This window comes from Herbiconiux sp. (assembly GCF_023264895.1).
Lineage (GTDB): Bacteria > Actinomycetota > Actinomycetes > Actinomycetales > Microbacteriaceae > Herbiconiux.
Genome location: NZ_JAHFUY010000056.1, coordinates 1 through 17,563 on the forward strand (window position 1 = coordinate 1; position 17,563 = coordinate 17,563).

Annotated in this window: 17 protein-coding genes; 16 read left to right on the forward strand and 1 reads right to left on the reverse strand. The window is 69.3% G+C overall.

The features are described 5' to 3' along the window. The 15 genes from rpsB to Q0D57_RS11600 form a co-directional block, all read left to right on the forward strand. Positions 1-948 (forward strand): 30S ribosomal protein S2 (gene rpsB / locus Q0D57_RS11530; RefSeq protein WP_291043508.1); only part of this gene is annotated, 948 nt, incomplete at its 5' end. 95 nt (positions 949-1,043) lie between these two features. Then, on the forward strand, positions 1,044-1,871 hold the full coding sequence (gene tsf / locus Q0D57_RS11535; protein ID WP_291043511.1) for a translation elongation factor Ts: 828 nt from the start codon (positions 1,044-1,046) through the stop codon (positions 1,869-1,871). Between the two features lie 130 nt (positions 1,872-2,001). Further along, positions 2,002-2,724: a UMP kinase gene (gene pyrH / locus Q0D57_RS11540; RefSeq protein WP_291043514.1), complete on the forward strand. Its 723-nt coding sequence runs from the start codon at positions 2,002-2,004 to the stop codon at positions 2,722-2,724. A gap of 37 nt (positions 2,725-2,761) precedes the next feature. Continuing rightward, positions 2,762-3,316 carry a ribosome recycling factor gene (gene frr, locus Q0D57_RS11545; RefSeq protein ID WP_291043517.1) on the forward strand — a complete coding sequence of 185 codons (555 nt, stop codon included), beginning with the start codon at positions 2,762-2,764 and terminating at the stop codon, positions 3,314-3,316. 15 nt (positions 3,317-3,331) lie between these two features. After that, a complete protein-coding gene (locus tag Q0D57_RS11550; protein ID WP_291043520.1) occupies positions 3,332-4,282 on the forward strand; it encodes a phosphatidate cytidylyltransferase in 951 nt (316 codons plus the stop codon). A 4-nt stretch (positions 4,283-4,286) separates the two neighbouring features. Beyond that, positions 4,287-4,844 (forward strand): DivIVA domain-containing protein, encoded by a 558-nt coding sequence (locus Q0D57_RS11555; protein ID WP_291043523.1) that lies wholly within the window; start codon positions 4,287-4,289, stop codon positions 4,842-4,844. Positions 4,845-4,959: 115 nt separating this feature from the next. Then, complete coding sequence (locus Q0D57_RS11560; protein WP_291043526.1) at positions 4,960-6,579, forward strand: ABC transporter substrate-binding protein; 1,620 nt, start codon at positions 4,960-4,962, stop codon at positions 6,577-6,579. Continuing rightward, positions 6,576-7,661 carry an ABC transporter permease gene (locus Q0D57_RS11565; RefSeq protein WP_291043529.1) on the forward strand — a complete coding sequence of 362 codons (1,086 nt, stop codon included), beginning with the start codon at positions 6,576-6,578 and terminating at the stop codon, positions 7,659-7,661. The genes Q0D57_RS11560 and Q0D57_RS11565 overlap by 4 nt, the downstream gene beginning before the upstream one ends. A 1-nt stretch (position 7,662) precedes the next feature. Next, positions 7,663-8,721, forward strand: coding sequence for an ABC transporter permease (locus Q0D57_RS11570; RefSeq protein WP_291043532.1), 1,059 nt, complete (start codon positions 7,663-7,665; stop codon positions 8,719-8,721). Next, complete coding sequence (locus tag Q0D57_RS11575) at positions 8,718-10,439, forward strand: ABC transporter ATP-binding protein (protein ID WP_291043534.1); 1,722 nt, start codon at positions 8,718-8,720, stop codon at positions 10,437-10,439. Before Q0D57_RS11570 ends, Q0D57_RS11575 begins: the two co-directional genes overlap by 4 nt. Positions 10,440-10,468: 29 nt before the next feature. Beyond that, a complete protein-coding gene (locus tag Q0D57_RS11580) occupies positions 10,469-11,098 on the forward strand; it encodes a lytic transglycosylase domain-containing protein (protein WP_291043536.1) in 630 nt (209 codons plus the stop codon). A gap of 10 nt (positions 11,099-11,108) precedes the next feature. Then, positions 11,109-11,762 (forward strand): lytic transglycosylase domain-containing protein, encoded by a 654-nt coding sequence (locus Q0D57_RS11585; RefSeq protein ID WP_291043537.1) that lies wholly within the window; start codon positions 11,109-11,111, stop codon positions 11,760-11,762. Positions 11,763-11,780: 18 nt separating this feature from the next. Next, positions 11,781-13,442, forward strand: coding sequence for a sodium:proton antiporter (locus Q0D57_RS11590; RefSeq protein WP_291043539.1), 1,662 nt, complete (start codon positions 11,781-11,783; stop codon positions 13,440-13,442). Positions 13,443-13,483: 41 nt separating this feature from the next. Further along, entirely contained in the window at positions 13,484-13,795 is a 312-nt protein-coding gene (locus tag Q0D57_RS11595) for a hypothetical protein (RefSeq protein WP_291043541.1), read from the forward strand. Positions 13,796-13,800: 5 nt separating this feature from the next. After that, positions 13,801-14,520 (forward strand): alpha/beta fold hydrolase, encoded by a 720-nt coding sequence (locus tag Q0D57_RS11600; protein WP_291043543.1) that lies wholly within the window; start codon positions 13,801-13,803, stop codon positions 14,518-14,520. A 40-nt stretch (positions 14,521-14,560) separates the two neighbouring features. Here the strand turns inward: Q0D57_RS11600 and Q0D57_RS11605 are convergent, their stop codons facing one another. After that, on the reverse strand, positions 14,561-15,616 hold the full coding sequence (locus Q0D57_RS11605; RefSeq protein WP_291043549.1) for an AI-2E family transporter: 1,056 nt from the start codon (positions 15,614-15,616) through the stop codon (positions 14,561-14,563). Positions 15,617-15,746: 130 nt separating this feature from the next. Here Q0D57_RS11605 and Q0D57_RS11610 point away from each other — a divergent pair, with 130 nt between their 5' ends. Continuing rightward, complete coding sequence (locus Q0D57_RS11610) at positions 15,747-17,561, forward strand: hypothetical protein (protein WP_291043551.1); 1,815 nt, start codon at positions 15,747-15,749, stop codon at positions 17,559-17,561. The last annotated feature ends 2 nt before the right edge of the window (positions 17,562-17,563 follow it).

A 17,563-nucleotide genomic window follows, 5' to 3' on the forward strand; every position in this document is an offset into this window, starting at 1 on the left:
ATGAAGCGCTTCATCTTCACCGAGCGTTCCGGCATCTACATCATCGACCTGCAGCAGTCGCTCGGCTACATCGACAAGGCCTACGACTTCGTCAAGGAGACGGTCGCCCACGGCGGCACCGTGCTCTTCGTCGGCACGAAGAAGCAGGCTCAGGAGTCCATCGCCGAGCAGGCGACCCGCGTGGGGCAGCCCTACGTCAACCAGCGCTGGCTCGGTGGCCTCCTCACCAACTTCCAGACGGTCTCCAAGCGCCTCGCGCGCATGAAGGAGCTCGAGGAGCTCGACTTCGAGGACACCGCGAAGAGCGGGTTCACCAAGAAGGAACTCCTCATCAAGAAGCGCGAGCTCGACAAGCTGCACAAGTCGCTCGGCGGAATCCGCAACCTCACCAAGACGCCGTCGGCGCTGTGGGTCGTGGACACCAAGAAGGAGCACCTCGCGATCGACGAGGCCAAGAAGCTCGGCATCCCCGTGATCGGCATCCTCGACACCAACTGCGACCCCGATGAGGTCACCTACCCCATCCCGGGCAACGACGACGCGATCCGCTCCGTCGCCCTGCTCACCCGTATCGTGGCCGACGCCGCCGCCGAGGGCCTGATCCAGCGCCACCAGAAGCCGACCGAGGGCGACGCTCCCGCCGAGCCGCTGGCCGAGTGGGAGCGCGAGCTCCTCCAGGCGTCCGAGACCCCGGCTGCCGAAGACGAGAAGATCGAGGCCGTCGACGGCCTCGTCTCGGGCTCCGAGAACGCTGAGGCCGTGGCCGAGGTCGTCGCCGCCCAGGTGCCGGTCGAGGAGAACGACGCCGACGCCGCTGCGCAGGCCGACCTCGCCGAGATCACCGACGAGTCCCTCGTCGTCGAGCACAAGGTCGAGAGCGACGAGGCCGCCGAGGCCAAGATCGAGGCCGAGGCGACCGACGCCGAGAAGGCCCCCGCCGCCGAGTAAGCACCCCATCGCGGGAAAGGGCACCGTCACCTCGGTGCGGTAGCGTGACCCGCGATCCGGGTCCCGCGACAATTTTTCAAGGAGTCTGAAACAACATGGCAACTATCAGCCTGGCTGACGTCAAGGCGCTGCGCGAGCAGCTCGGAACCGGCATGGTCGACACCAAGAACGCCCTCGTCGAAGCCGACGGCGACATGGAAAAGGCCATCGAGATCCTCCGCCTCAAGGGTGCGAAGGGCAACGCGAAGCGTGCCGACCGCTCCACGAGCGAGGGCCTCGTCGCCGCCCAGCAGGGCGACGGCGCCGCGACGCTGATCGAGCTCGCCTGCGAGACCGACTTCGTCGCGAAGGGCGAGAAGTTCATCGCCCTCGCCGACGTCGTGCTCGCCGCGACCTTCGCCGCGGGTGCGTCGACCGTCGAAGAGGCGCTAGCCGCCCCGGCCGGCGGCAAGACCGTCGCCGACGTCATCAACGACGAGGCAGCGATCCTCGGCGAGAAGATCGAGCTCCGCCGCATCGCCCGCCTCACCGGCGACGCGTTCGAGGTGTACCTCCACAAGACCTCGAAGGACCTGCCCCCGCAGGTCGGCGTGGTCGTGGCCTACACCGGCTCGGACGCCGAGACCGCTCGCAGCATCGCGCAGCACATCTCGTTCGCCGACCCGCAGTACCTCTCCCGCGACGACGTCCCCGCCGACGCCGTCGAGAAGGAGCGCGCGATCGTGACCGAGATCTCGAAGAACGAGGGCAAGCCCGAAGCGGCTCTGCCCAAGATCGTCGAGGGTCGCGTCACGGCCTACTTCAAGCAGGTCGCCCTGCTCGAGCAGGACTACGCGAAGGACAACAAGCTCTCGGTCGCCAAGGTGCTGGCGGATGCCGGCATCCAGGTCACCGGTTTCGCCCGCTTCAAGGTCGGCGCGTAAGCTCCTAGCAGCAGCACGAGAAAGGGCTCGGGTCGTTCGATCCGGGCCCTTTCTCCTGCCCGGACCGATCGTCCGGGCGTCACGGTCACGGTAGCCTGTCCGAGGGGCACGACGAAGGGAACAACGACGGATGTCAGAGCCGGAAGCAAAGCGCAGGGTACTCCTCAAACTGTCCGGTGAGGCGTTCGGCGGAGGCCAGCTCGGGGTCAACCCCGACGTGGTCAGCGGCCTCGCGCGCGAGATCGCCGAGGCGGCCACCGAGGTCGAGGTGGCGATCGTCGTGGGCGGTGGCAACTTCTTCCGCGGCGCCGAGCTCTCGACCCGCGGCATGGACCGCGGCCGCGCCGACTACATGGGCATGCTCGGCACCGTGATGAACGCGCTGGCCCTCCAGGACTTCCTCGAGCAGGCCGGAGCCGAGACCCGCGTGCAGTCCGCGATCTCGATGACCCAGGTGGCCGAGCCGTACATCCCGCGCCGCGCCATCCGGCATCTCGAGAAGGGCCGCGTGGTCATCTTCGGTGCGGGAGCGGGCCTTCCCTACTTCTCCACCGACACGGTCTCCGCCCAGCGCGCCCTCGAGATCCACGCCGACGAGGTGCTCGTGGCCAAGAATGGCGTCGACGGCGTCTACTCGGCCGATCCGCGGATCGTGCCCGACGCGGTGAAGCTCGACACCCTCACCTACAACGACGCCCTGGTGCAGGGCCTCAAGGTCGTCGACTCGACGGCCTTCAGCCTCTGCATGGACAACGGCATGCCGATGCACGTGTTCGGCATGGAGCCGGCGGGCAACGTCGCGAAGGCCATCCGTGGCGAACGCATCGGCACACTGGTCACCACCAGCCACTGACTACACTTGATCTGACCGATCCACCGAAGGAGTTCCCGTGATCGCCGAAGTGCTTTCCGACGCCACCGACCGCATGGACAAGGCCGTGGAGGCCGCCAAGAACGACTTCGCGACGGTGCGGACCGGACGGGCGAACCCCGCCCTGTTCCAGAAGATCATGGTTCCCTACTACGGGACGCCGACGCCGCTCGAGCAGCTCGCGTCGCTGCAGAACCAGGAGGCGCGGACCCTCATCGTCACGCCCTACGACAAGAGCGCGCTGCGTGACATCGAGCAGGCCATCCGCGACGTGCCGAACCTCGGCGCGAACCCCACCAACGACGGCAACATCGTGCGCGTCACCCTCCCCGACCTCACCGAGGAGCGCCGCAAGGAGTACGTGAAGCTCGTGCGCACGAAGGCGGAGGACGGCAAGGTCTCGGTGCGCAACATCCGCCGCAAGGCCAAGGACGACCTTGACGCGCTGAAGAGCGAGGTCGGCGACGACGAGGTCTCGCGCGGCGAGAAGGAGCTCGAGCAGGTCACGAAGAGCCACATCGACGCCATCGACGACGCCCTGAAGCGCAAAGAAGCGGAACTGCTCGAGGTCTGACCTCGGCAGGCTGCCATGAGCGACCCTGATCCCACTCGGAGCGTGCCACCGCGCCGCCCGCGGCCGCTCACGCGCGCCGACATCCAGGCTCAGGTGCGCGCCCGCAAGGAGCAGTTCGACGAGGCCAACGAGAAGATCACGGCCAGAAGCGGCCGCAACCTCGTCTCGGCGATCGCGATCGGCGTGGGTCTCGCCCTCGCCATGGTCGTCAGCCTGGTGGTCATCAAAGAGATCTTCATGGTGCTGGCCGCCGTGGTGGTCGCCTTCGCCACGCTCGAGCTGGTCGCGGCCCTCAAGCACGCCGACATCAGGGTGCCGCGCATCCCGACGGTGGTCGCAGGCGTCGCCATGGTTCCGGCCGCCTACTACGGGGGAGCGGAGGGGCAGTGGCTCGTCGCGCTCGGCGGCATGCTGTTCGTGGCGCTCTGGCGCCTCGGCGCGTGGGCCATCTCGTCGCCCCGCACCGCGTTCCCCGCGGTGCTGCGGGATCTCGCGGCCGGCACCTTCGTGCAGGTCTACGTGTCGTTCCTCGCCTCCACCTCCGTGCTCCTGCTCTCGAAGGACGGCGGGCAGTGGTGGGTGCTCGCCTTCATCGTCGTGGTGGTGCTGACGGATGTCGGGGCGTACGCCTCCGGCCTCAATTTCGGCAAGCATCCGATGGCCCCCACCATCAGCCCCAAGAAGACCTGGGAGGGTCTCGCCGGAGCGGCGCTCGTGTCGCTCATCGGCGGCGTGCTGCTCGCGATCTTCATGCTCGATCAGCCCTGGTGGTTCGGTCTGATCTTCGCCGCCGTGATCGTGTTCACCGCCACGGTCGGCGACCTCTCCGAGTCGTTGCTGAAGCGCGACATCGGCATCAAGGACATGAGCAGCTGGCTGCCTGGCCACGGCGGCATCCTCGACCGGCTGGACTCCATCCTGCCCTCGGCGGCCGCGGCCTACGTTCTCTGGGTGCTGGCACAATAGAGCCGTGAGCGTACCCTTCCCCCGCACCCGCAGCTCGATCCTCGGTTACGACGTGAACGAGGTCGACGACTTCCTGAGGAAGGCCCGTCAGGCCTACGACGAGCGGGATGCCGCCGACGAGCACTTCGTGCTCACGAGCGACCTGGTGCGCCACACGGCCTTCAGCATGCAGAAGGGCGGCTACTACGCTCCCGCCGTCGACGCCGCGCTCGAGCGGCTCGAGGACGCCTTCGCCCTCCGGGAGCGCGATCGCGCCTACCAGGAGGCGGGAGACGAGGCCTGGTACGCGAACGCCCGCTCCCGCGCCGGGGAAATCCTGCTGCGACTGGAGCGGCCGGAGGGCCAGAAGTTCACCAAGGCGGGATTCCTCCGCGTGGGCTACCACCAGAAGGATGTCGACGCCTTCTGCGCGGCGCTCGTGGAGTACTTCCGATCCGGCGCCGACATCACGACCGCCGACGTGCGCACGGCCGTGTTCCGCTCCCGCCGTGGGGGCTACGACGAGGCGCAGGTCGACGCGGTTCTCGACGCCGTCGTCGATGTGATGCTCGCGGTGCGCTGAGAACCGCCGCCGAACGCAGATTTCCTGCGTCGTCTCGTCCCGCTCACAACGATGTGCGGCGTGTCCGGTCCCCCGATTGGGTGACACGCTCACTTCTGTGTTAGCTATGTCTGCTATGACAACAGCATCCACGCGCGCCCGCCGCGCTCTCGCACTGGCCGCGGGCGGCTCCGCCTTCGCCCTGGTCCTCGCCGGTTGCGCCGCCGGTGGGGGAGACGTCGCCGCGGGCGACGCGATCATCGTCGGCACGACCGACAAGGTCACCACTCTCGATCCTGCGGGCTCGTACGACAACGGCTCGTTCGCCGTGCAGAACCAGGTGTTCCCGTTCCTCATGAACACCCCCTACGGCAGCCCCGACGTCGAGCCCGACATCGCCGAGAGCGCCGAGTTCACCGGGCCCACCGAGTACACGGTGACCCTGAAGGAGGGGCTCACGTTCGCCAACGGCAACGAGCTCACCTCCTCCGACGTCAAGTTCAGCTTCGACCGCAACATCGCCATCGCCGACGAGAACGGCCCGTCGTCGCTGCTCTACAACCTCGACAGCATCGCCACCCCCGACGACCTCACCGTGGTGTTCAACCTCAAGAACCCCGACGACCAGGTCTTCCCGCAGATCCTGTCGAGCCCCGCGGGCCCGATCGTCGACGAGGACGTGTTCTCGGCGGATGCGATCACGCCCGACGACGAGATCGTCGACGGCGAGGCGTTCGCCGGCCAGTACTCGATCGCGAGCTACGACTTCAACAACCTCATCTCCTACGTGCCGTTCGAGGGCTACCTGGGCCTCCTCCCGGCCGCGGAGTCGCCGATCAACGCCAAGTACTACGCCGACTCGTCGAACCTCAAGCTCGACGTGCAGGAGGGCAACATCGACGTGGCGTTCCGGAGCCTCTCGGCCACCGACGTCGAAGACCTCTCGTCGAACGACGCCGTGAAGGTGTGGGACGGCCCGGGCGGCGAGATCCGCTACGTGGTGTTCAACTTCGACACCCAGCCCTTCGGTGCCACCACGGCCGAGGCCGACGAGGCCAAGGCCCTCGCCGTCCGCCAGGCCGTCGCCGACCTGATCGACCGCGACGAGATCGCCGACCAGGTCTACAAGGGCACGTACACCCCGCTCTACTCGTTCGTGCCCGCCGGGCTGACGGGCGCCACCGAGGTGCTCAAGGAGACCTACGGCGACGGTGCGGGCGGCCCCTCGGTCGAGAAGGCCACCGAGCGCCTCACCGCGGCCGGCATCACGACGCCGCTCGAGCTGAACCTGCAGTACAGCCCCGACCACTACGGCCCCTCCTCGGGAGACGAGTACGCACTGATCAAGGACCAGCTCGAGGCATCCGGTCTCTTCACGGTCAACCTGCAGTCGACCGAGTGGGTGCAGTACGCGAAGGACCGCACGGCCGACGTGTACCCGTCGTACCAGCTCGGCTGGTTCCCGGACTACTCGGACGCCGACAACTACCTGACGCCGTTCTTCCTCACCGAGAACTTCCTCGCCAACCACTACGACAACCCCGAGGTCAACGACCTCATCCTCGAGCAGGCCTCGACGGCCGACCCGGCCACACGTCAGGCCCTGATCGAGGAGATCCAGGCCAAGGTGGCCGCCGACCTCTCGACGGTGCCCTACCTGCAGGGCGCCCAGGTCGCCGTGGCCGGAACCGACGTCGACGGCGTCACGCTCGACGCGTCGTTCAAGTTCCGCTACGCACCCCTCACCAAGGGATGACGACCGGCCTCCTGCCGAGCGACGCCACCACCTCGGCCGCCCCCGCGCGCAGAAGCGCCGGGGGCGGCCTCGGCCGGTACCTGCTCGTCCGCTTCCTGCTGATCTTCCCGACCATCTTCATCCTGGTCACGCTGGTCTTCCTGCTGATGCGCACGATCGGCGATCCGATCACCGCCGCACAGGGCGGCCGTCTCACGGCCGACCAGCTCGCGGAGCGCATCAGTGCGGCCGGCTACGACCGGCCGGTGCTCGTGCAGTATTTCGAGTACCTCGGCCAGATCTTCACCGGGAACTTCGGCAACACCATCAGCGACAACCGCCCCGTCACCGAGGTGCTGCTCACCTACGGCGGGGCCACGCTCGAGCTCGCCTTCTACGCCCTGATCGTGGCGTTCATCGTGGGCATCCCGCTCGGCATGCTCGCGGCCTCCCTCCGCGACCGCGCACCCGACGCCTTCCTGCGGATCTTCGCGATCCTCTGCTACGCCACCCCCGTCTTCTTCGCAGGCCTCCTGCTGAAGCTCGTGTTCTCGGTCTGGCTGCAGTGGCTGCCGGTCGCCGGGCGCGCGTCCACCCGCACCGAGCTCGCCATGCAGACGCTGCCGAACAAGACGGGCATCTACCTGATCGACTCGATCATGCTCGGCTCGCCGACCGCGATCGGCGACGTGCTCTCGCACGCGGTGCTCCCGGGCATCGCCCTGGGCCTGCTCACGGCGGGCGTGTTCCTCCGCCTCGTGCGCACGAACGTCATCGGCACCCTCGGCACCGACTACGTCGACGCGGCCCGCTCGCGCGGCGTGAGCGAGTTCCGGCTCGTGCGGAAGCACGCCTACCGGCCCGCCCTCATCCCGATCATCACCGTGATCGGCCTGCAGATCGCCCTGCTGCTCGGCGGAGCCGTGCTCACCGAGACCACCTTCGAGTGGAAGGGCCTCGGCTTCCAGCTCGCCGGCTACCTCGCCGCCCGCGACTTCGTGGCCGTGCAGGGCATCGTCGCGCTGCTCGCGGTGTTCGTGGCGCTCACCAACTTCGTGGTCGATGTCATCGCCGCGGTCATCGACCCGAGAGTGAGGTACTGAGATGACCACCGAACTCGTGCCCTCCGGCCATCCCACGGCCCTGCCGCCCGCGAACAGCGGCTTCTGGGGCCGCCTCCCCGTGCTCAAGCAGCTGCGCCAGAGCGTGGGCCTGCAGCGCGGCATGCTCGTGGCGGGGCTGGCCATCACCGCCGTGTTCCTGCTGGTGGCGGCCTTCGCGCCGCTGATCGCGCCCTACGGCTTCGCTCAGCTGCGCGACGACGCGGGCCCCTTCGGCGCTCAGCAGCCGCCGAGCGCCGCCCACATCATGGGAACGACCGTCGGCGGCTACGACGTGTTCTCCCGGGTCATCTGGGGCACGCAGACCGCCGTGCTCGTGATCGTCGTGGCGGTCGTGTTCTCGATCTTCATCGGCATCCTGCTCGGGCTGGTCTCGGGCTACCTCGGCGGCTGGCTCGACCGGGTGCTCGTGGTGATCGGCGACGCCGTCTACGCGTTCCCGTCGCTCCTGCTCGCGATCGTGCTCTCGATCGTCATCTCCGGAGGCCAGTCGAGCCTCTGGGGCGGCATCTTCGCGGCGGCTCTGTCGATCACGGTGGTGTTCATCCCGCAGTACTACCGGGTCATCCGCGCCGAGACGATCCGCATCAAGGCGGAGCCGTACGTGGAGTCGGCCAAGATGCTCGGGGCCTCCGCGCCGCGCATCATGTTCCGGCACGTGCTGCGGAACGCCACCCGCACGCTGCCGATCATCTTCACGCTCAACAGCTCCGAGGCGCTGCTGACTCTCGCCGGGCTCGGCTTCCTGGGCTTCGGCATCGAGCCGACCGCCGCGGCCGAGTGGGGCTACGACCTCAACAAGGCACTGTCGGATGTCACGAGCGGCATCTGGTGGACGGCTCTCTACCCGGGGCTCGCGATCGTGCTCGCCGTGCTCGGCATCACCCTCGTGGGCGAGAGCCTCAACGACCTGGCCGATCCCCGGCTGCGCACCCGCCGGCGCGCGAAGGTGCGCACCGCGACCGCAGCAGCCACGACAGCAGCATCGACGACAGCGGGGCCTGCTTCGGCGCCCGCGGCGAACACCGAGGAGAAGGCATGAACGACGTCGTCGAGATCACCGACCTGTCGATCTCGTTCGCGACCGACGGCGGCACCGTGCGTGCGGTCGACGGCGTGAGCCTGACCGTCCGGAAGGGCGAGGTGCTCGCCATCGTGGGCGAATCCGGCAGCGGCAAGTCGGTGACGGCCAAGAGCATCCTGGGCCTCCTGCCCGAGACCGCCACGACCGAGGGTGCCGTGCTGCTCGCGAGCCGCGACGGCTCGCACACGAACGACATCATCTCGCTCAGCCCCTCGCAGCTCCGGGAGGTGCGGGGCACCGACGTCTCGATGGTGTTCCAGGAGCCCTCGACCGCTCTCAACCCCGTCTTCACCGTCGGCTGGCAGATCGCGGAGGGGCTCCGGGCGCACGGCAAGGTCTCGAAGGCCGAGGCCAGGCGCGAGGCGATCGAGATCCTCCGCAAGGTCGGCATCCCCGAGCCCGAGGTGCGCGTCGACCACTATCCGCACCAGTTCTCGGGCGGCCAGAAGCAGCGCATCGTGATCGCCGCGGCCCTCGTGCTGAACCCCGGGCTGATCGTGGCAGACGAGCCCACCACGGCGCTCGACGTCACGGTGCAGGCTGAGATCCTCGACCTGCTGCGCCGGCTCCGCGACGAGTTCGGCACGGCGATCGTGCTCATCACGCACAACATGGGCGTGGTCGCCGACCTCGCCGACCGCGTCGTGGTGATGTACCAGGGCCTGGTGGTCGAGGAGGCCGACGTGAAGACCCTCTTCGCCTCGCCGCAGGACCCCTACACGGAACGGCTCCTCGACGCCGTGCCCCGCATCGGTCAGGGGCGGGTGCACACGGCGGAACGGGAGGCCGCGCGCGCCGTCGCCCGCGAGGCGCGGGCCGCCGTGGGCGAGAGCGCCCTGGCACCCGTGGTCGAGGCCTCCCACCTCACGATCGACTACCCGGGCCGGTTCGGTCGCAAGGGCTTCCGGGCCGTCGACGACGTCTCGTTCCGCATCGCGCCCGGTGAGGTGCTCGGCCTCGTGGGTGAGAGCGGATCGGGCAAGACCACGATCGGCCGGGCCCTCGGCGGCCTCACCCGCATCACGGGCGGCTCGCTCACGGTGCACGGCTTCGAGATGCTCGGCTTCTCCGAGCGGCGCTTCAAGCCGCTGCGCGCCGACATCGGCTTCGTGTTCCAGGATCCGGCGGCGAGCTTCAACCCGCTGCTCACGATCGCCGACGCCGTGGCCGAACCGCTCGTCATCCACGGCCGGGCCGAGAGCCCGCGGGATGCGCGGAGGCGCGTCGACGAGCTCCTCGAGGCCGTGCAGCTGCCGAGGAGCTTCGGCGACCGCTTCCCGCACGAGCTCTCGGGCGGCCAGCGTCAGCGCGCGAGCCTCGCCAGGGGGATCGCGCTCGAGCCGAGCCTGCTGATCGCCGACGAGCCGACCTCGGCTCTCGACGTCTCGGTGCAGGCGCGCGTGCTCGAGCTGTTCGCCGAGCTGCAGCGCGAGTTCGGCTTCGCCGCCCTGTTCATCAGCCACGACCTCGCCGTGGTCGATCTGCTGGCCGACCGCATCGCCGTGCTCTACCGGGGCCGGCTCGTCGAGGAGGGCACGGGGGCCGAGGTGCTCGACCACCCCTCCGACCCGTACACCAGGCGGTTGATCGCTTCCCTCCCGGTGCCCGATCCGGTCGAGCAGGCCGCCCGCCGGGCGGAGCTCGCGAGCATCCAGGCGGATTCCCGTGGGAGATGACACGGGAATGGGCTAAAATCGGTCGAATCGTGTCCACGCACCCCTCGACCTCCCGCACCGCGGGCCGACTCGCCCTCCAGCTCGTCGGCCTCGTGGCCGTCGCCGCCTCCGCCTTCGTGGTGGTCGTGGCTCCCAACGTGGGCGCCGTGGCCCCCGCCTCGGCGTCGTTCGCCGGCGAGTTCGACGAGGGCGGTCTCGCGCTGCAGGAGCTCGACGCGAGCGGCTCCCTGGCGGCGAGCGTGTTCCGCGACACGTACTCCGTCACCGAGGCCCCGAAGCCCGTGATCGTCGAGACCAAGGCGCCGGCCGAGTCCGAGGAATCGGATTGTCCCGATCCGAACGCGGCCGTCGCCGATCCCGGGGGAGCCCAGGCCGTCGCCGCCGGTCTAGCCGCCGAGCGCGGCTGGACGGGCCCGCAGTTCGACGCCCTCATCGCCCTCTGGAGCCGCGAGTCGGGCTGGCGCGTGAACGCGCTCAACAGATCGAGCTGCGCCTACGGCATCCCGCAGGCCCTTCCCGGGAACAAGATGTCGTCCGCCGGCGCCGACTGGCTCACCAACCCCGCCACGCAGATCACCTGGGGCCTCAACTACATCCAGGGCCGCTACGGCGACCCCGCTTCCGCCCTCGCCCACTCCGACGCGAACAACTGGTACTGATCCCATGTCGATGACGAAGAGCTCCACCCACCCCGTCGTCCGCACGGGGATCCAAGTCGTGGCCTTCGCCGTCGCCGTCGGCTTCGTGCTCCTGTTCGCGGTCGACCCCAAGTTCGGTGCCGTCGCGAACGCGTCGGAGTCGTTCGCACCGCAGGTCACGGAGCGCGACGGCTCGGTGCAGTCGCTCGAGTTCGCGGGCGACGCCGCCGCGGCCGTCACCCGTGACGCCTACACGGTCATTCTGCCGCCGCCCCCACCTCCGCCCCCGCCGGCACCCGTCCCCGTCGCACCCCCCGTCTCCGGTGGCGGCGTGGCCGCGGCCGGCGGCTCGTGCAGTGCCAACGTGGTGCCCACCCCGGGTGCCCCCGAGCCCGGCAGTGTGCAGGACATCGCCTACCAGGCCATGCCCGGCTACGGCTGGAGCGAGCAGGAGTACTACTACCTCCTGGCGCTCTGGAACCGCGAGTCCGGCTGGAACCCCTCCGCCCGCAACGCCTCCTCCGGTGCCCACGGCATCCCGCAAGCGCTGCCGGGTGAGAAGATGGGCCCGGGCTGGGAGTCCGACCCGCACGTGCAGATCGGCTGGGGCCTCGGCTACATCGCCGGGCGCTACGGATCGCCGTGCGAGGCCTGGGCGACCTCTGAGGACCAGGGCTGGTACTAGTTTCACTAGGCTGAGCCCATGAGGCTCGAGATCGTCGCCGTGGTCTGTCTGATCATCATCGTCGGGGTCTCGGCCTTCGCCCCGAAGCTCCGGCTGGCGACGCCCATCGTGCTCGTGGTGATCGGCATCGCGATCTCGATCATCCCGGGTGTCCCGCCCATCCACGTGCCCTCCGAGCTGATCCTCGCGGGCGTGCTGCCTCCGCTGCTCTACTCGTCGGCCATCAACCTGCCGCTTGTGGACTTCCGCAAGAACTTCGGCGCCATCTCCATGCTCTCGGTGCTGCTCGTGATCGTGAGTGCGGTCGTCACGGGCTTCCTGCTGTACATGATCCTGCCGGACCTCGACCTCGCGGCCGCCATCGCGCTCGGAGCCGTGATCAGTCCCACGGACGCCGTGGCCGCCACCTCGATCGGCAAGAAGCTCGGCCTGCCCCCGCGCCTGATCGCGGTGCTCGAGGGCGAGAGCCTCGTGAACGACGCCTCCGCCCTCGTCCTGCTGCGCACTGCCATCGCCGCATCGGCCGGCACCATCGCCTTCGGCGGCTTCGGGGGAGTCGTGGTCGATTTCGCCTACTCCTCGGTGCTCGCCATCGGGGTCGGCATGATCGTGGGCTTCGTGACGGTCTTCTTCCGGTCGAGGCTGCACGACTCGGTGCTCACCACGGCGGTCTCGTTCGTCATCCCGTTCCTCGCCTACATCCCCGCCGAGGCGATCGGGGCGTCGGGCGTCCTGAGCGTCGTGGTCGCGGGCCTGTACACGGGCCACATGGGGGCGAAGCGCTTCTCGGCCTCGACCCGCATCAGCGAACGATTGAACTGGCGCACCATTCAGTTCCTGTTGGAGAACGGCGTCTTCCTCCTGATGGGGCTCGAACTCAAGGACATCTTCCTGCAAGCCGTTCGCGGCAGCGGGAGCGACAACCTCGACGCGCCCCAGGCGATCGCGCTCGGGGTGCTGGCCGCCCTCGTGCTGTTCGCCATCCGCTTCGCTTTCGTGGGGCCGCTGCTCGCCTTCCAGCGCGCTCGCGTCAAGCGCAGGCTCGAGGCCGGGCTCGTCGGCCCCCGGACCGCCGCCCATGAAGCCTCGCTCGAGGAGGAGACCGGTTGGCGCGGCGGGCTCGTGCTCTCCTGGGCCGGCATGCGCGGGGTGGTCACCGTCGCTGCCGCCCAGTCGCTGCCCGAGGAGACGCCGTATCGCAACCAGCTGATCCTGATCGCCTTCACGGTGTCGATCGTCACCCTCGTGCTCCAGGGCGGCACGCTGCCCTGGATCATCAAGGTCACGAAGCTCAAGGGGATCGACGAGACGGCGGACCACGCCGAGTTCGCCGCCCTCGTCGACGAGCTGCGGGGAGCCGGCCTCCGTGTGCTCGAGTCGCCCTCCCTGAGCCTCCCCGGGGGCGAGGAGGTCGACGAGATCGTGGTCGAGCGGGTTCGCACCGACGCCGTGCTGCGGAGCGAGTCGGCCTGGGAGCGCGCTCGCACCGAAGCCGACCAGGTGGAGCCGCACCGGCAGTACCGCGTGCTCAGGCTCGAGGTGCTCCGCGCCGAGCGCTCGGCGCTGCTGGACGCGAGGGGGCGCGGGGTCTACTCTTCCCGCATCCTCGTGCGCGCCCAGCTCATGCTCGACCAGGAGGAGTCGCGGCTGCAGCAGACCGACGGGTCGGACTCCCACTAGGGCGCGCAGCCGCTCGTAGACTGCGCTCGTAGACTGGGGGGATGCCCCGCAGCAACCGCCCCCGTCGCCCCGGCGGCCCGGCGAGCGGTGGTGCCGGTGACGACGAGAGCGATCTCAGCCACCTGATGGCCGGCTGGCGGCGCACCGAGCACCGCCAGGGCCGCTCCTGGAACGTGCAGCCCGTCTCGGCCGCCAGTGCGGTGAAGGCGTACGCCTGCCCCGGTTGCAGCGTGCCCATCGCTCCGGGCACGGCCCACCTCGTGACCTGGCGCGCCGACGGCGTGATGGGCGACGCGAGCGACCTGGCCGCGCGTCGCCACTGGCACACCCACTGCTGGAAGATCGGAGCCTGACGAGCATGACCCTTCACGAGATCCGCAGCTCCACCGAGCTGCCGGCCCGCCGCGAGGATATCGAGCTGCACACCGACGACGGGCTCACCCTCGTGGGCGAGCTCGCGACCCCGCTCTCGGGCGACCCGGTTGCCACGCTCGTGACGCTGCATCCGCTGCCCACCCACGGCGGGTTCATGGACTCGCACGTGCTGCGGAAGGCCGCAGCACGCCTGCCCGCCCTCGCCGATGTGGCGGTGCTGCGCTTCAACCTGCGCGGTGTCGAGTCGCCGCGCGGCACGAGCGAGGGCACGTTCGACGGCGGCGACGCCGAGCGCTTCGACGTGAAGGCCGCGATGGACTTCGTGGCCGAGCAGGGGCTGCCGAACCCGTGGATCGTGGGCTGGTCGTTCGGCACCGAGCTCGCGCTGAAGTACGGGGCGGCCTACCCGATTGAGGGCGCGATCCTGCTCTCACCGCCGCTTCACCGCGCCACGGCCGAGGAGGTCGCCGCGTGGGCCGGCAGCGGCAAGGTGCTCGTGGCGATCGTGCCCGAGCTCGACGACTACCTGCGGCCCGACGAGGCGCGCGTGCGGTTCGCCTCGGTGCCCGAGCTCGAGCTCGTGGCCGTCGAGGGCGGCAAGCACCTCTGGGTGGGGGAGCAGCAGGTGCGGCGTGTGCTCGACGAGATCGTGGCGCGGGTCAACGCTCCCGCCTACCCGTTGCCCACCACCTACGACGCGTAGCCGGCCTCAGCGTTCGTTCTGGATCAGCGCTCGTTCTGGATCAGCGCTCGTTCTGGATCGGGATCACGACCTGCTTGATGATGAGCAGGAACGAGGCGGCGATCGGGATGGCGATGAGCGCGCCGAGCACGCCGAGCAGCGTTCCGCCGGCCAGGGCGGCGATCACCACGATCGATCCGGGGACCGAGACGGCGCGGTTCATGATCTTGGGGCTCAGCAGGTAGGCCTCGACCTGCATGTAGACGATGTAGTAGATGGCGGCGACGAGCGCGGTGAGCGGTGAGCCGAGCCCCGGGATGAGGCAGACCAGCACGATGATCGTCGAGCCCGAGATGGTTCCCACGAGCGGGATGAGCGAGAGCATGCCCGCGAGGAAGGCGAGCACCGCCGGGAAGGGCGCCTGGATGATCGAGAGGAAGATGAAGCTCAGCACGCCGTTGCAGAGCGCGAGGCTGATCTGGCCCACGACGTAGCGGCCGACGGCTCCCGTGACCTGCTCGCTCAGATCGGCGAAGCGCTCCCGCTTCGAGGCCGGCACGAGGCGGTAGACGGCGCGCTTCATGCCGTTCAGCGACGCCGTGAAGTAGAGGGTGAGGATGAGCACGATGATCACGCCGAAGAGACCGCTCGCGATCCCGATCCCGACCTGCAGTGCGCCACCGGCGAGTGCCGTGACGTTGCTGGCGTCCTGGAAGTAGGTGAGGATCGCGTTGTAGACCTCTTCGACGTCGATGAAGCCGCCGAGCTGCTCGGTGAGGTTCGTGCGCCACTGGCGGTCGAGGAGCTGGTTGACGAGGGTCGGCACGAGGTCGATGAGCTGGGAGGTCTGCTCGACGATGATCGGCACCACGGCGAACACCAGGCCTGTGAACACGCCCAGAACCGCGACCAGCACGGTGAGGATGGCGAGCCACCTCGGCCAGCGCTTGCGCTCGAGCCAGGAGATGATCGGATCGAGCCCCAGGGCCACGAAGATCGCCACGCCGATGTAGGTGAGGATGGTGGCGAGGGAGGCCACGGCCCCAAGGATCAGTAGGCCGACACCCACACCCAAGGTGGCCACGAGTCCCAGAGTGAAGGCGTTCTGGATCTTCAACGATGGCTCCTCGGGAGGCTCGGCCGGTCAGGCGTTGCTCAATACTAGGGGTGGATGCCGCCTGGACGTAGCCTGAGTGGGCCGCCCTGCTCCATCGGCTATCTTTTAATGTCTTTTGTCAGGAGTATTCGTGCGCTTCATCTTCGCCATCTTCGCCTTCATCATCGCGACCGCGCTGATCGGCGTCGGTGTCGCGCAACGAACGGTGTTCCTTCCCCCCAGCACCGTCACCTCCTCGGTGCAGCTCGAGGGCGGTGCGCCCTACGCCATGATCGACAGCTCGACGCTGCTGACCCACGAGGGAAACCAGACCCTCGTGCTCTCGGGCAGCGACACGGTCTTCGCCGCCTACGGCCGCACCCCGGACGTGGAGGCCTGGCTCCAGGGCTCCACCTACGACACCATCGGCTACGACGCCGAGACCGGCGAGCTCTCCTCGACCACGGTCGAGGCCGACCCCGAAGGCGCCGAGAACGTGGCGAGCGGATCGGCCGACCCGGCCGGCAGCGACCTCTGGCTCGAGCAGTTCCAGACCGACGACGCCATGTACCGCACCCTCAGCCTGCCCGCCGGGTACTCGGTGCTCGTGGCGTCGGATGGCACGCAGCCGGCACCGACGACCGTGCGCCTGTCGTGGCCGATCCCGAACGCTACGCCGTGGGTGGGCCCCCTGATCGTGGCGGGTGTCGCCTTCCTCCTGGCCGGCCTCGTGCTTCTCGTGCTCGGCCTCCTCGACATGCGCCGCTCGCAGCGGCCGCGCCGGAAGCCCCCCGCACTGCCCAAGGGCAAGCGGTTCAGCCCGTCGCGCACCAACGGCATCGAGTCCGGGGTGAAGCGCGGCCGGCGCTCGATCGCTCCCATGATCGCCGCTCCCGTCGCGCTGGTCTCGGTGCTCGCACTCGGCGGCTGCTCCTCCGACTACTGGCCGCAGGCGGCCCCGCAGGCCGCGTCGACCGACGCCGCCGCGACGACGACCCCGACTCCCGAGCCCTCGAGCACGCCCGGCGCCGACGCCCAGCCCACCGAGGCCGTCGACGAGGACACCCCCACCCCGGCCGTGACCGAGGCGCAGCTCGCCGCCATAGTCACGACCATCTCCGGGGTCACGGCCGAGGCCGACGCCTCGTCGAACGCCGACCTGCTCGCACAGCGGTTCTCCGGCCCCGCGCTCGAGCTGCGCTCGGCGACCTACGCCATCCGGGCCGCGTACCCCGAGTACCCGGCTCCGCAGGCCATCCCGGCCGGGCCGCTGCAGGTCGTGCTGCCGCAGGCGAGCTCCGTGTGGCCGAAGACCGTCTTCACCATCGTGCAGGGGGAGGACACGGCCGTGCCGCCCGTCGCCCTCATGCTCGTGCAGGAGACCCCGCGCGCGAACTACAAGGTCTACTACGAGATCACCCTCGAGCCCGACACGAGCCTGCCGCCCGTGGCCGCCGCGAGCGTCGGCACCACGCGGCTCGCGCCCGACACCAAGCTGCTGCAGATGACGCCGGACGAGCTGAAGACGGCATACGCCGACATCCTCACCACCGGAGACACGAGCCAGTTCATCGACCTCATCGACCCCGAGGGCGACACGCTGCGCACCCAGGTCGGAGCGCAGTACAAGGCCGACAAGAAGGCCGGCTTCTCCGACACGGCGTCGATCGAGTTCGCGCAGGTGCCGGCCGAGGGCCAGAACATCGCCCTCGCCACGAGCGCCTCGGGCGCCCTCGTGGCGGTGGAGCTGCGCGAGTCGGAGACCGTGCGCCCCGTGGAGTCCGGTGCCACCATCAGCACCCAGGGCGCGGTCAAGGCGCTCTCGGGCATCGACGAGACCGCCAAGGGCACCGAGGCCGTCTACGACTACCAGCTGCTGTTCTACATCCCGCCCTCGGGTGACACCTCGAAGGCCGAGCTGCTCGGCTTCACCCAGGGCCTCGTGAGTGCCAAGGAGCTCCCGTGACC